Origin of the sequence: Bacteroides sp. MSK.20.12, from assembly GCF_019052435.1 — a bacterium.
In the GTDB taxonomy this organism is placed as follows: Bacteria; Bacteroidota; Bacteroidia; order Bacteroidales; family Bacteroidaceae; genus Bacteroides; species Bacteroides xylanisolvens.
Window position 1 is genome coordinate 223,478 of sequence record NZ_JAHQVH010000002.1, and the last position, 14,333, is coordinate 237,810.

Genomic DNA, 14,333 nt, shown 5'->3' on the forward strand with positions numbered 1-14,333 from the left:
CAGATGAAGAATATGAAATCATTAAGAAAATTGTTATATATTATTCCATTGACAGGCATGATGGTAACTTCTTGCATGGATGTGGAGAATATTGAGATAGACCATATAGGCGGGTATGCCACAATGAACAATGCGGAGAGTGAGGCATATTATGCCAATCTGCGCGCCTATAAGGCGACTGCTTGGAATTACAATCGTCCCGTAGCTTTCGGATGGTATTCCAATTGGGCGCCTGCTGGAGCTTATCGAAGAGGATATCTCTCTGCTATGCCCGATAGTATGGATTTTGTTTCAATGTGGAGTGGCGCTCCAGGACGTTATGAAATCACTCCGGAGCAGAAGGCAGATAAAGAGTTTGTGCAAAAGGTGAAAGGAACGAAACTGTTGCAGGTAAGTCTGCTTTCTTATCTTGGTAAGGGTGCGACACCAAATTCGGTATACCTCGAAGTGGAAAAACAAGCGGAGGAAGAAGGCTGGTCGGCGGCTCAATTGGAAACGGCGAAGAAACAAGCCCGTTGGAAATATTGGGGATTTGAAGGTCAGTTTGAAAGTGAAAACCATTATGCATGTCTGGCGAAGTTTGCCAAAGCTCTGTGCGATTCTTTGTATGCAAACGAATGGGACGGTTATGATGTAGACTGGGAAATCGGTAGTGGTGTGTTTGATATGGATGGCACATTGAGTCAGAATAAGCATTTGATTCATTTGGTTAAAGAAATGAATAATTACATTGGCCCGAAAAGCGATCCGGAAGGTAAAGGACATAAAATGATCTGTATTGATGGAAATATTTATGGGCTTACCCATGAATTGGATGAGTATGTCGATTATTGGATTATACAAAGTTATGGTAGTTCCAATCCCGGTTTTGATGGTTATGGCGTTGATCCTAAGAAAATAATCTGCACAGAGAACTTTGAAAAGTATGCCACTAATGGAGGTCAATTGCTGAAGCAGGCAGCTGCTATGCCGCGAGAAGGTTATAAAGGTGGAGTAGGAGCTTATCGCTTCGATAATGATTATGACAATACGCCAAATTATAAATGGATGCGTCAGGCTATTCAAATCAATCAGCGGGTTTTCAATGAATGGAAAGCGAAACAAAACGAAGCGGAAAATAAACCGCAGGAATAAGTGGACTTATAAAATTCTAAAACAGTAAAAAGATGATGAATAAACATATATTCTATTATTTGATGGTAGGTAGTATGGCGTTATTGTTGGGCGCTTGCAACGACAGCATGAATGACCTGCTGGAGCCTAAGGTTTATTTCGAAAGCAAGGAATATAATTTCTCGGTGGAAGATGAAATGGATGTAATGACATTTGATCTGGTTTCAAGACTCTCGTCAGCAACTTCCTCTCAGGTAGACGTATCATATAGTGTAGCCGAACCAAGTGTAGTAGACGAATACAATGCAAAGTATGGCACAAATTATGAGATGCTTGATGTTTCGCAGGTAAAGCTAAGCAGTACGACATCTTCTATTTCGAGTGGAAAATTGTATGCGGATAATGTAGAAGTCGAACTTTCCGGGTTAGAAGCTTTGAAAGCCGGGAACTCGTATGTTTTGCCTATGCGGGTGCATTCGTCTTCGGTGTCGACTCTTTCCGGAACAAACATTGCATATTTCTTTTTCTCCAAACCGTTGAAAATTACCAAAGCTGGTAACTTCAGTAATCACTATATTTCTGTGAAGTTCCCTGTCGGTACTTTCTTCTCGTCATTCACTTACGAAGCATTGATTAATGTGGATTATTTCCTCGATAATAATACGATTATGGGAACCGAAGGTGTGATGATCCTCCGTATCGGTGATGCGGGAGGAGGAATTACTCCTAAAGATTATTTGGAAGTGGCCGGAGGACAGAACTACCGTGTAACGAAACCGTTGTTAACAAATCGTTGGTATCATGTAGCGTTGACTTATGATCAACCGACAGGAAAAACAGGCATTTATGTAAATGGTGAGAAATGGGCTGGTTCAGATTGGGGTATTGACGGTTTTGATCCGAATTCGGATATGGGTTTTTATATTGGTAGAATCTATGGTTTTAAATGGGGTGAACGTCCATTCCATGGTAAAATGAGTGAAGTCCGTGTTTGGAGTGTAGCCCGTACGGAAAATCAACTTAAGCAGAATATGCTGGGTGTTGACCCTGCTTCAGAAGGCTTGGCACTTTATTATAAACTAGACGGATCGGAGACTCAGGAAGGTGGAGTTATCAAAGATGCCACAGGGCGTATAAACGGTACTACAAATGGAATTACTATTAAGACGTTGGATGCTCCGATAGCTATCAATTAATGGAACACACAAATTTGTGAGAGATTTTGCTCTTTGCATTTTTGAATATGAGTGAAAGCCTGCTTACTGAAAAGATAATATTCTTTGGGTAAGCAGGTTTCTTTTATTTATGTTTGTTTTATGAAGAAGTTACTATTTCCCCTGTTTATATCTTTTCCATCTAAATGTTTTTGCCAGTACCTTTATACATATAATTTATGCGGTTCATGTAAACCAATATGTAAACCGGAAAAATACGAATAAAATCTGTTGAATCCATAAAGCGAAGATATTACGGAGAAAGCTTTCTACTGTAATTATGATCTTTTTAGGGAACTTCTCAGATAATGATTGGCGCTGCTTCCAATGACATAAGATTACAGACGAAGGTGGAGATAAAATAGGAGATATTATCTTTGGCAGTTCGATATGTTCTAAGTACATTTGTTTCTGATAAAAGAAATGAATGTTCAAGATGAATATGGAAGAAAGTAATAACGGAAGCAAGAAACTGCAAATACGCAATAGTACGGCTGAATTTCTTATTTTTCAGATAGAGAATAAAGAAGAAGGCATTGAAGTGCTTTATCAGGACGAAACTTTGTGGCTGACGCAGAAGACGATGTCGATATTGTTCGATGTTGATATACGCACAATTAATGAACATTTGAAAAATATATATTCGCAAGGAGAAGTAGATAAGAATACAACTATCCGGAAAAACCGGATAGTTCAAAAAGAAGGTAATCGGAATATTTCTCGTGAAGTTTTTATTTATAGTCTTGATGCCATCATTTCAGTCGGCTATCGCGTCAACTCCGTGCGCGCCACTCAATTTCGGCAATGGTGTACATTTATACTTCGGCAGTTTGCCATTCGTGGATATGTCATTGATAAAAAGCGAATGGAGAACGGATCATTCATCAATGAAGATTACTTTGAACATTTGCTTGCTGAAATCCGGGAAATACGATTGAGTGAGCGACGTTTCTACCAAAAGCTAACAGATATTTATGCTACCAGCATAGACTATAACCTCAATGCCCCGACCACACGTTTGTTTTTCAAAAAAGTCCAGAACAAAATGCACTATGCAGTTCATGGACACACGGCGGCAGAACTTATTGTAGAGCGTGCCGATGCAGAGAAGGAACACATGGGACTAACTACCTGGGAGAAAGCTCCTAACGGAAAGATTGTAAAAACAGATGTGTCGATAGCAAAGAATTATTTGAAAGAAGAAGAACTGGAGTCAATGGGACGGTTGGTCAATGCTTTTCTGGATTTGGCAGAAGACCGGGCAAAGCGGCATATTCCTATGACGATGGAAGACTGGGCGAAACGCATAGACAAATTCTTGGATAGCGATGACCGCCCGGTTTTAAATGATTCAGGAAAAGTTTCTACCGAACAAGCGAAAGACTATGCGGAAACTGAATTTGAGAAATACCGTATCATTCAGGACTGTTTGTTTCAGTCTGATTTCGACAAGTTTAATATTGGTGATACACTAGACTTTGTGGATGAAATTAAATAAGATTACCCCTATTCATCTATGAAACAAAACTCTCAAATTTAGATCTTATGATGATTTGTACCTGTTTTATTGTCATACTGTCAGGATTATGCGCAAGTAGATGAATATCAACGTTCTATCACCTGACAATAACCATTGATAATAGGCTGACAATAAAATATCCCGACTTTTATTGTCAGCCTTACTTTTATCTCTTATAATACCTTTATTACCTGATAAACAGTACCTTTATAAGTATGCTTCGAAGGAATACCGCATTTTTGCAGCAATCTCCCGAAGTGGTATACTTTGTTATCAGACAATGACATACCGCTTTTCTTCTTCAGATAATTCAAGATTTCAACCGGAGTAAGAAATTCCCCTTCCTCTTTCGTTTGTGCAGCCTTGAAATACTGGTAAAACAATTGCAACATAGCCGGTGTCTGCTCAAACTCACGGTTGTTTTCCGTCATAATCTGCTCATCCTCACTGTCAAACCAGTAGCGTTCGCCATGATGAATCTCGTGCATGGCTTGTGCATAAAGCTGTTCATAATCTATCGGCTGTGTAGTGTCGATGTTTCCCGTCACTTCAATACAAATGAAACGGCGGCTTCCCGAAGGATCAGTCAGCAAATCCTTCTGATTGCTTGTACCGATAAATGAAGCATACCGTTGCAATTCAAGTACCGAGCGACCGTGCGGTTTCCGTAGATTGACCACAGGCTTTTGAAGAATATGTTTCAGAAATCCCTGTTGTGGCAGAGTTATCTGGTCAAACTCATCGATGTTGATGAGCGCAAACCGATTCAGATACAGTTCTGCATCTCGTTTATGGCTGAAATCAATGCTGTCTGTATAGTAAGCGCGAAGCGCAGGCGGAATCATTTCACGGCAGAAAGTTGATTTATGAGTTCCCTGTCGGCCCACTAATATGGGCGACGTATTGTTTGCGTGCATTTTATCTACCCCTCTCCAATGTGAAACCATATTCAGGAACCAACGGTGGAAAAGCAATTCCCAATGCGGATTTTTGCAAGGGACCCTGTTTGCCAAAGCATGAATACGGTCTTTGCCGTCCCAATGAGGCAGATGAAACAAGAACTCTTCCAACGGATTGTAGATTGGCACACGGTTGGAATGTAAGTATCGGTCTATGTCCCTGTCCCATACGCCAATACCTTCGGATTGGGCATCAAGCATGATACTGTTTTGTGCCCGTTTGTCGATGGAATGAAAATAAAACTGAAACGAGAAACGCTCCCGGTATTCCACTTCCCCGATCTGCGTATTATAACGGAACTCATAACGACGGTTCATAAATTCGTCCATCTGCAGGCTAAGGCGTTGCTCTTTAGTCAGGCAGTTGCTTTTGGGCACTCCCTTACATTCCTTGTATACGTTTCTTATCATTTCGCGTATCAGCATCGGATTTTTTCTTTTGTAATAACGCATGATGGTCCGTCGGGTTACCTCCTCTTCCGGGATGCCGGAGTAGTAACAATTTTCGGCAAGCGGGACTACTAAAGTTTGCAAATCATGATCGTTCCGATGCCAGTCTGTTTCCATTTCTTCGAATGTCTTCCGCAATGCTGCTTCATAAAGCAATGCTACTGTATCTTCCGTGTCATACCCCGGCAGTGCTCGATTCAGTGGAGATGTTTCAGTGCTCGATTTCTCATGATAAGTCATCTCGCCGGGCATACCGATGGGTTGTGAAAGATAGAAAGGGACAGGAGTGGGACGGTAAATCAAGTCCGGATCATAACTAAGACGTGAGAATTGTTCCAGTTTCGGCTCTTTCAATAGAATGTTGAAGGGAAGTTGAGGCTGATAACATTTAATGGCAAGCCGGTAAGCATGTGCCTGAAACACTTCGGCTTCTTCCGTTGTTTGCGGTAAAGTGCCGTCCGGACGGGTGAAGCAAGTCCATATCTTGACGCTTTTACCACTTGCTCCCATAAAAGCCAGCATTGTTTGGGGAAGTTCGGCTGCCTTTTGCTTCACGATTTCCACTTCTGTCTTTCCGGCTAGCGGACCGATGGTCAGTTCTACAATGCCATTGTAGGTTTTCATTCGCTTCACTCCGTTCACTCGCCCGAAGGCTGCTGCGGGAATCACTCGTGGTAGTTTGTTGGCGAGGGAACAAGGCTCGTCGGGTAGAACAAAATGCAGGGCCTGACGTAATTCGGTTACCGGGCGGAGCTTGGTTTCTTTTTTCATTTTTTCTATCAGCAGGTCGATGTCTGTCACGCTTAGTGCCTCCGTATCTCCGTTTTCCCTGATTTGTGTAATCTTCATTTTTCTTCTCTTGATATTTAATGAGAGTAAGTGTTTGTTATTGGTTTCAAAGGTACGGATAAGGTACTTGTAAAACAAACTATTTGCGCTTTATCGCGATAAAGAATGTGCTTTCTTGTTATACTCTATTCAAGAAGGCGGACTTGAAACATTAACAAGTAAGTAAAGATATGCTCGCCACTGTGTATTGTTGCCTAAAGACACCGTTATTCTTACGTTAACTTACCGGTATTGGTAGTTCGCCACGGCCGTGACGAGATCTTCCCACGGCCGTGGTAGGAATTCGTCACGGCTGTGGAAAGAAGTCACCACGGCCGTGGAAAGGTAAAGATACCGTAGCTTTAGCCGAACAATACATGCTTCTTTAGTGAAAGATACCAGATGCGCAGCATTCAATTAACGGGGGCGACATTCGCTTCGTAGCGAGTTTATATTTCTTATACGCTCTTTGCTAATATTGAACTTCCTCTCTTTCAATACAAAACTTCCTGTATTTATTTCCGTATTTCCACTTTGTTTCGAAAAAAAAGCATATCTTTGTCATACGCTTTCTGTTCACCAGCGTGGTGAAACAGGTAAGAAGCGTTATTTATTTTGAAATAGGAATATTATTGCATTATCCCTCGTTCTTGAAATCTAGCAAGTTTCTGTCCGTAGAGGGGTGGTTCAACAGATATTCCACGTGAACGGTCGTATATCAACATATTGATGGAAGATGTGTTATATATAAACGATTAGCGTGGATGTCTGTTGTTATCATTATCTTATGGACGGGTTTGCTAGGCCTCAAGGACAGATAATGATTCAACAGCATTCACGCTTTTATTGTACCCGGTTGGTTTCATGATCTTTATAAATCCCCAACCTCGTATGTCAACATATCGATGAAAGATGTGTTATATATACACAATTAGCGTGGATGTCTGTTGTTATCATTATCTTTCGGACGGGTTTGCTAGGCCTCAAATACGGATAATGGTTCAACAGCATTCACGCTTTTTTTGTACCCGGTTGGTTTCATGATCCTTATAAATCCCCAACCCCAATCTCCTGTCCGCCCGGAATACAAAAAGCGCGAATGTTTGTTGAATCAACATCAACAGAGCACTATTTATTCCTTGTTGTATAACAAATTAAAAACAAACACTATGTCACAATGGATTAGCATAGAAGCGGCAGCCGAGAAATACCGACTCGAAAAAGAGTATATCTGGCTCTGGGTGGAAATGAAAAAAATCACAGTGTCTTATGAGAACGATACAGTTTCCATAGATGATGATAGTATCCAGCAATTCATAAAACGGACTAAGCTGGGAATTACGTCTGAATATATCGATGAGTTAGAGCAACTTTGCATGGAAAAAAACAAAACCAGCAGATTGTATGCTTCACTCTTGAATATGCGGGATCAGGAATTAATGGCAATTAGAGGACAAAGTTCGCGACTGGACGGTTTATGGAAAATGGTGGAGGAACAATACGAAAGACTGCGATCCTTCGAGAAGAATTCTATGTCGGACAACGCTATTTGTAGCAAGTGCTGGATCAGAAAGATATGCAGGAGATTGAAACGAATTCTATAATTCTGCTGTGAATTTAATCTATTAAATAACAGGCTGACAATAAAAGTACGATCTTTTTATTGTCAGCCTATTGTCATAGCTTATTGTCAGGGTGCAATGAGTTGCTAATCACCGTATTATCCAGCCAAAACTCCTGCTGACAATAAGAACCCTCCAATTTATATGTAAACCTAAAACCTATGAAACTTTTCTGTTATTAATTACACGCATGGCCGCAGTATAGTATTCGCAAGGAACAGAAATCAAAATACTGTTTAAACCATTGTCTTTCGTTGACACTTGAATATAAGCTGCATTCAACAAACTCTTTACGCTGGCTACCTCCCAAGGACTACCAGCAAAAACTTTGACTTGAGAAATCTTTCTACTTGTAATCATGATCTTTATAGTGTGTTTTTGTTTTTACTGCGACAAAGATAAGAGAGAAAAGCAACATAGAGGTGCAATATTGTTTCATATATAGTATACAAATGATTCATTGAATCAGGATTTGTATTAATTGACCAGTTTTTTGCGTTAATAAGAGTTGTTTTCCCTCACATCATTCATTTCTTATTTTGCGTATTTGTTATTGTTTCTACAAGGCTATTGATATAAACCTCTATATTATCATAGGCAGTACTTAGATTTCTTCCGTTTGCATCATATTTGTTGGGGTTCAATCCGTTGGCGGTTTCCCATTCGTCAGGCATGCCGTCATTGTCAGAATCGGTAACTTGTGGCAATGATTTTAATGTTGGCCATGCGCTCCAGTCGCTACCAGCTCCGGAAGGCTTTAGGTCTTTCTGACTATCGATAAGTCCGCCCTTAGGATAATTCTGACTTTTCCAATGGATGATACCTTTGTCGCAATGTTCACAAGGACCGTTCGGGCAGGGGGCATCTCCTAATCCGTTGTGTTCGTTCTTTCCGATGAATTGTGCCGTTCCTGTGCGTGTCTCTTCAACGATACGAGTATCTATATCATCTCGTTTGAGACTGCAACCCGCATATTTCAACACCAGTTCGTAAGCTTTTTGTGCCGTGTGGGTAGTTACCGCATCTACTTCTACCGGAGTATCCCGTTTCAGTTCATCGAGAGAGTGACCGGTGTTGTTACGGATACCAGTCCAGTTGTCTTTGTTCACTTTTGCGGCGGCTGCTTCTGTCAGTTGGTTTCCCGCCTCGAAGTAATTCCGGCTGATATGATACTGTCCCAATACCCCTTTGATTGGTGCAAAATCTCCATCAGAAGAGCTGATGTCGATAGCCATCACACGGTTGGCCACTTTGGCATCCGTAGCGGGTCCGGGTTTGTAGTAGTTGTCCACAATGTTAATACCCATTGCTGCGCCGCCATAACATCCGTTACCGCTCCAGTTATAAATAACATTATTACGCATATCAGTACGTTCCTGACCTTGATATTTTACTCCGGAACCGAAACGTGGTGTACGACTGTCATGGTGGGCCATCAGATTATGATGATAGGAAGCGTTGACTCCTCCCCAAATACCGCCATATCCATGAGGGCCTTTGGTATGTCCCGATAAGCGGAGACTTTCTGAAATAATACACCATTGCATGGTAAAGTTAGTATTATCATAGAATGAAGCACATTCGTCAGTGCTCCAACTGATGGAACAATGGTCAATCATGATATTGTTTTTCTGGCGTCCTCCCAGAGCATCTGCACCGTCGGAAGCCGAAGAACCCAGCAAATCCGTATCTCCCATCCGGAAACGCAGGTATCGTAGAATTACATTATCGGCCGATACATTTACTGGAAAGTGAGCCAGGCAGATACCGTCTCCGGGAGCTGTCTGTCCGGCTATCGTGACATCACCGTTCCGAATGTCCAGTGTCGATTTTAGATAAATGGTGCCGGATATACAGAAGACAATTATACGAGGCTCCTTTTGTTCGATGGCATACCGGAGGGTACCCGGTGCTTTGGAGTCTTCCAGGGATCTGACAATATATACCTTTCCACCTCTTCCTCCTGTAGTGTTCATTCCTCCTCCTTCAGCTCCGGGAAAGGCATATGCTGTTTCTTCCACTGGTGGAGATACGGAGGGAGAATCCGGTGGAGTCTCCTGTTCTTTATTATCTTCATTGACTGAAGATGTGGAACAGGAGGAGAACGATTCTACTTGTGTGGCAAACAGTAGTGCCACGAAAATGAATTTTACCTTGTTGTTTTTCATATCTTACCTGATTTTTTATAAAATGTGATGATAGTGATACTGATACAAATGTAAGCGGATAGAATTTGATAGACAACTGGTTGCATAGATAGTGCACCAGATTGCACAAAAAGTCCGCAACTTTTGAATGATATTAAAAAAGTCCACGCAAACAAACAAATAGTGAGAAAGTATTCATGTTGTTCCGTATACTTTTGTAACGTGAAATAGTAACTGCTCAAGGCAGGACGACCAAATAATAATGGAATAAGAATCTATCATTAAGAATATAACAAATAATTTATGAAAGCACATTTATTTTCAAAGATGTCCCAAGGACTATTGTTGTTATCAGCTTTGCTGGCAACAAGTTGCAAGGAAAGTAGCAATAACTTTTTTGTTCCCGACCATGAAGCCCCTTCTTTGGTGTCTGTAACTCCTGCAAATGGTGAAACGGCCGAAGAAAACAATACGATTCTGCTTACTTTTAACGAGTATGTGAAAGCGGGAGAAGGGAAAGCGAATTTTAATGGCGAAGAAGTGGAGTTGACTTTCAAAGGTAAAACAGCGTCTTACGCTTATACTGCTTTGGACTATAATCAGGTCTGTCAGTTCAGCCTCCCCAAAGGTGCAGTCATAGACTTTCAGGGAAATGTATTCGAAGGTGTCAGTATTCAGTTTACAATCAGAGAACGTCCTCAACCGGAAGCACGCATATTTGATGCGGTGGTCAGTCCTGACGGAAAAGGAAACTATACCAGTATACAGAAAGCAATAGATAATGTCCCCTCGAAAAGAACAGAACCCTGGCTCATTTTCGTGGCGAACGGAACGTATGAAGAACAAATTATTATTCCTGAAGACAAACCGTATATTCATCTCATCGGACAGGATGTGGACAAGACAATTGTCAAGTTACGAATTAACAGCTCAACCGAAGCCAGTGCGACTGATCCGGATGTGTGGAAGTACTCTTATAAGAACTTAGGAAAAACGGAAGCCGCTATGGTATCAGTGAAAGCTACGGATTTTTACGCAGAGAATATATCTTTTGTAAACGGATATGGCAAAGAATTACAGAAAGGTCCTATGGCATTGGCAATGTATACCCAGAATGACCGCAACTCATTCAATAATTGCAAATTCCTCTCGTACCAAGACACTTGGCAGACTGGGCCTAAATCGGATAACGGCAGACTGTATGCACAGAATTGCTGGATTGAAGGAGCCGTTGATTACTTTTATGGAAATGGAAATTGCTTTCTCGAACATTGCACCTTTTATAATATGAGGGATGGCGCAATTATTGTTGCTCCTTCTCATAAAGTAGGAACACGTTGGGGATATGTGTTGAATAATTGCATAGTGGATGGAAATGAATTGGCTGATACAGAAAGAGTCAAGTTGGGACGTCCCTGGCATAATTCTCCGATAGCTGTATATCTCAATACGATTTTTAATATAAAGATAGCTCCGGAAGGATGGACGGATATGGGAGCTATTCCTCAAATGTTTGCTGAATATAACAGTAAGGATAAGGAGGGGAATACTGTAGATTTAAGCCAGCGTAAAACGCAATATACCTATCAGGATGAACAAGAGAATCCGGTGACAGGCATTTGTCAGGCTGTCCTTACGGCAGGTGAAGCAGCTCGGTATACGTATGAAAACGTTGTTCGTGAGGGCGATAATTGGGACCCGAAGAAATATATGGAACAAATATCCGCACCGGAAAATCTGAAAAGAGAAAACGGTATATTAAGTTGGGATGCTTCAAAATATGCAATTTGTTATTTGGTAATTGCGAACGATGAAACTGTACAAATAACCAAGGAAACGTCTTGTAATGTTGAGGAAGGAAAGACATATCAGGTGAAGGCCGTTAGTGAGTATGGGTCTTTGAGTGAACCTTTAAAAGAGTGATGACAATTAAAACTTTAAAATATGAAAATGATAAGTAAAGTATTCAGTTGTATGTTGGCTTTTTCTTCTCTGTTGGGGAATGTGGAAGGACAAAACATCTATAGAATATGGTATGACAAACCCGCTTCTTATTGGGAAGAGGCACTCCCGGTTGGTAATGGACGGATTGCGGCAATGGTGTTCGGTGATCCTCAACTGGAACAAATACAGTTGAACGAAGAAACAGTGTCAGCGGGCTCTCCTTACCAGAACTATAATGAAGAAGCAAAAACGGCTTTGCCGGAAATGCGCCGGTTGATTTTTGAAGGAAAGTACGAAGAAGCGCAGAACATGGCGGCAACGAAGATTCTTTCACAAGTGGGGAATGAAATGCCTTACCAGACAGTGGGTCGTCTGAATATCCGTTATCAAGATCACAAAAAAGTAAATAATTACTATCGTGATCTGGATATAAGCAATGCAGTAGCTGTGACTCGCTACGAAGTAGACGGAGTGGAATTTACCGAAGAAACATTTGCATCATTTACCGATCAACTGGTTATCAGGCATATCAAAGCATCCAAACCGGGAACAATCAATTGCGAATTGTTTTTTAATACCCCGATGAGAGATCCGAAACGTAGTATTTATGGAAAGAAAGGTTTGCGGCTGGAAGGTATTACGCATGGCAGCCGTTATTTTCCGGGTAAAGTGCACTATTGTGCCGATTTGGATGTGAAACATAAAGGTGGGAAAGTGATAACTGCCAATGACACGTTGCTTAGCGTTCAAGGAGCCAGTGAACTTACATTGTATATCTCGATGGCGACTAACTTTGTCAACTATAAAGATATATCGGGCGATCCGTATCAACGGAATAAAGCTTATTTGAAAAATGCAGCGAAAGATTATAGTAAAGCGAAAGCCGCTCATATTGCTGCTTATCAGAAACAATTCAATCGTGTAACTTTGGATTTGGGTGAAACTTCCCAAGCCAATAAGCCGATGGATGTACGTATCAAGGAATTTTCTTCATCCTATGATCCGGCATTGATAGCATTGTATTTCCAGTATGGACGTTACTTATTGATTTCATCTTCACAGCCCGGATGCCAGCCCGCCAACTTGCAGGGCAAATGGAATCATAACCCGGGACCTCCCTGGAGCTGCAATTATACAACGAATATTAATGCTGAAATGAATTACTGGCCGGCGGAAATCACCAACTTGGCCGAACTTCATAAACCATTCATCCAGATGGTACGTGAATTGAGCGAGAATGGGCGTGAAGCTGCCAGTCGAATGTATGGTTGTCGTGGCTGGGTGTTGCATCATAATACGGATTTGTGGCGTATGACGGGTGCAGTGGACCGTCCTTATTGTGGGACATGGCCTGTGGCTAATGCATGGCTTTGCCAGCATTTATGGGACCGTTATTTGTTTTCCGGTGATAAGAAGTATTTGGAGGAAGTATATCCGATGATGAAAAGTGCTTCGGAATTCTTTGTCGACTTTCTGGTACGCGACCCGAACACGGGTTATCTGGTTGTCACTCCTTCCAACTCACCCGAGAATTCTCCGCACTGGATAAAGAAGAAAAGTAATCTTTTTGCAGGAATCACGATGGATAATCAGTTGGTTTTTGATTTATTTTCAAATACATGCGAAGCTGCCAAAGTGCTGAACGCAGATACCGATTTTTGTGATACATTGAAGAATATGCGCCGGCAGTTACCTCCGATGCAGGTAGGGCAGTACGGACAATTGCAGGAATGGTTTGAAGACTGGGATCATCCTAATGATCGTCACCGGCACATCTCTCATCTTTGGGGGCTATATCCCGGTTATCAGATTTCTCCTTATCGTTCTCCGGTACTCTTTGAAGCGGCAAAAAACACATTGATACAACGGGGAGATCCTTCTACCGGTTGGTCAATGGGATGGAAAGTTTGTTTCTGGGCCCGTATGCTTGATGGAGACCATGCTTATCAGTTGATAAAGAATCAGCTGACTTATGTCAGCCCTGAAATACAAAAAGGACAGGGAGGCGGAACGTATCCTAATTTATTCGACGCGCATCCACCTTTCCAAATAGATGGTAACTTCGGTTGCACGGCTGGTATTGCCGAAATGCTGGTGCAAAGTCATGATGGTGCGATTCATCTGTTGCCTTCGTTGCCTTCGGAATGGAAGAGCGGGACAGTGAAAGGGTTGCGTGCCCGGGGAGGTTTTTTGATTGATGAACTGACCTGGAAGGACGGTAAGCTGGTAAAAGCTGTGTTACGTTCGGAAATCGGAGGCAATCTGCGTCTGCGTTCTTACTGGAAATTGGCTGCTGAAGGAGCATCGTTGAAACAGAAGAAGGAAGAAGAAGCGAATCCGAACGCATTATTTAAAGTACAGCAAATCTCACGCCCGATGATTAGTGAGAAAGCACCTTTAAAAGGAGTGGCATTACGTGATACTTATTTGTATGATGTGGATACACGTGAAGGAGAGGTGATAATTATTACAGTAAAATAAGGCATTCTATATAAAAAGTCCACGCTTTTGCATAAATAATGAGTGGAAAACAGATG

Annotated in this window: 9 protein-coding genes; 6 read left to right on the forward strand and 3 right to left on the reverse strand. The window is 41.7% G+C overall.

Annotation, left to right across the window (positions count from 1 at the left end; translation table 11 throughout):
- Positions 1 to 12: 12 nt before the first annotated feature.
- From KTR06_RS01995 to KTR06_RS02005, 3 genes are all read left to right on the forward strand, one after another.
- Entirely contained in the window at positions 13 to 1,134 is a 1,122-nt protein-coding gene (locus KTR06_RS01995) for a glycoside hydrolase family 18 (RefSeq protein WP_004310491.1), read from the forward strand.
- Between the two features lie 32 nt (positions 1,135 to 1,166).
- Complete coding sequence (locus KTR06_RS02000) at positions 1,167 to 2,309, forward strand: DUF1735 and LamG domain-containing protein (RefSeq protein WP_004305020.1); 1,143 nt, start codon at positions 1,167 to 1,169, stop codon at positions 2,307 to 2,309.
- 445 nt (positions 2,310 to 2,754) lie between these two features.
- Positions 2,755 to 3,825: a virulence RhuM family protein gene (locus tag KTR06_RS02005; RefSeq protein WP_217289905.1), complete on the forward strand. Its 1,071-nt coding sequence runs from the start codon at positions 2,755 to 2,757 to the stop codon at positions 3,823 to 3,825.
- 194 nt (positions 3,826 to 4,019) lie between these two features.
- Here the strand turns inward: KTR06_RS02005 and KTR06_RS02010 are convergent, their stop codons facing one another.
- Positions 4,020 to 6,104, reverse strand: coding sequence for a BT4734/BF3469 family protein (locus tag KTR06_RS02010; RefSeq protein WP_217289906.1), 2,085 nt, complete (start codon positions 6,102 to 6,104; stop codon positions 4,020 to 4,022).
- Positions 6,105 to 7,252: 1,148 nt separating this feature from the next.
- Here KTR06_RS02010 and KTR06_RS02015 point away from each other — a divergent pair.
- On the forward strand, positions 7,253 to 7,687 hold the full coding sequence (locus tag KTR06_RS02015) for a hypothetical protein (RefSeq protein ID WP_074556730.1): 435 nt from the start codon (positions 7,253 to 7,255) through the stop codon (positions 7,685 to 7,687).
- A 177-nt stretch (positions 7,688 to 7,864) separates the two neighbouring features.
- Here the strand turns inward: KTR06_RS02015 and KTR06_RS02020 are convergent, their stop codons facing one another.
- Both KTR06_RS02020 and KTR06_RS02025 read right to left on the reverse strand, forming a co-directional pair.
- The gene (locus KTR06_RS02020; protein ID WP_004299812.1) at positions 7,865 to 8,065 is read right to left on the reverse strand and encodes a DUF2007-related protein; all 201 of its coding nucleotides are present in this window, start codon (positions 8,063 to 8,065) and stop codon (positions 7,865 to 7,867) included.
- Between the two features lie 167 nt (positions 8,066 to 8,232).
- Positions 8,233 to 9,873 carry a pectate lyase gene (locus KTR06_RS02025; RefSeq protein WP_074556731.1) on the reverse strand — a complete coding sequence of 547 codons (1,641 nt, stop codon included), beginning with the start codon at positions 9,871 to 9,873 and terminating at the stop codon, positions 8,233 to 8,235.
- 282 nt (positions 9,874 to 10,155) lie between these two features.
- Here KTR06_RS02025 and KTR06_RS02030 point away from each other — a divergent pair, with 282 nt between their 5' ends.
- On the forward strand, positions 10,156 to 11,775 hold the full coding sequence (locus KTR06_RS02030; protein WP_074556732.1) for a pectinesterase family protein: 1,620 nt from the start codon (positions 10,156 to 10,158) through the stop codon (positions 11,773 to 11,775).
- 21 nt (positions 11,776 to 11,796) lie between these two features.
- On the forward strand, positions 11,797 to 14,277 hold the full coding sequence (locus tag KTR06_RS02035) for a glycoside hydrolase N-terminal domain-containing protein (RefSeq protein WP_074556733.1): 2,481 nt from the start codon (positions 11,797 to 11,799) through the stop codon (positions 14,275 to 14,277).
- The last annotated feature ends 56 nt before the right edge of the window (positions 14,278 to 14,333 follow it).

What these genes read in the sequence shown, in the direction of transcription:
- KTR06_RS01995 (WP_004310491.1), top strand. Translation starts at nt 13, where the DNA reads ATGAAATCATTAAGAAAATTGTTATATATTATTCCATTGACAGGCATG.
- KTR06_RS02000 (WP_004305020.1), top strand. Translation starts at nt 1,167, where the DNA reads ATGATGAATAAACATATATTCTATTATTTGATGGTAGGTAGTATGGCG.
- KTR06_RS02005 (WP_217289905.1), top strand. Translation starts at nt 2,755, where the DNA reads ATGTTCAAGATGAATATGGAAGAAAGTAATAACGGAAGCAAGAAACTG.
- KTR06_RS02010 (WP_217289906.1), bottom strand. Translation starts at nt 6,104, where the DNA reads ATGAAGATTACACAAATCAGGGAAAACGGAGATACGGAGGCACTAAGC.
- KTR06_RS02015 (WP_074556730.1), top strand. Translation starts at nt 7,253, where the DNA reads ATGTCACAATGGATTAGCATAGAAGCGGCAGCCGAGAAATACCGACTC.
- KTR06_RS02020 (WP_004299812.1), bottom strand. Translation starts at nt 8,065, where the DNA reads ATGATTACAAGTAGAAAGATTTCTCAAGTCAAAGTTTTTGCTGGTAGT.
- KTR06_RS02025 (WP_074556731.1), bottom strand. Translation starts at nt 9,873, where the DNA reads ATGAAAAACAACAAGGTAAAATTCATTTTCGTGGCACTACTGTTTGCC.
- KTR06_RS02030 (WP_074556732.1), top strand. Translation starts at nt 10,156, where the DNA reads ATGAAAGCACATTTATTTTCAAAGATGTCCCAAGGACTATTGTTGTTA.
- KTR06_RS02035 (WP_074556733.1), top strand. Translation starts at nt 11,797, where the DNA reads ATGAAAATGATAAGTAAAGTATTCAGTTGTATGTTGGCTTTTTCTTCT.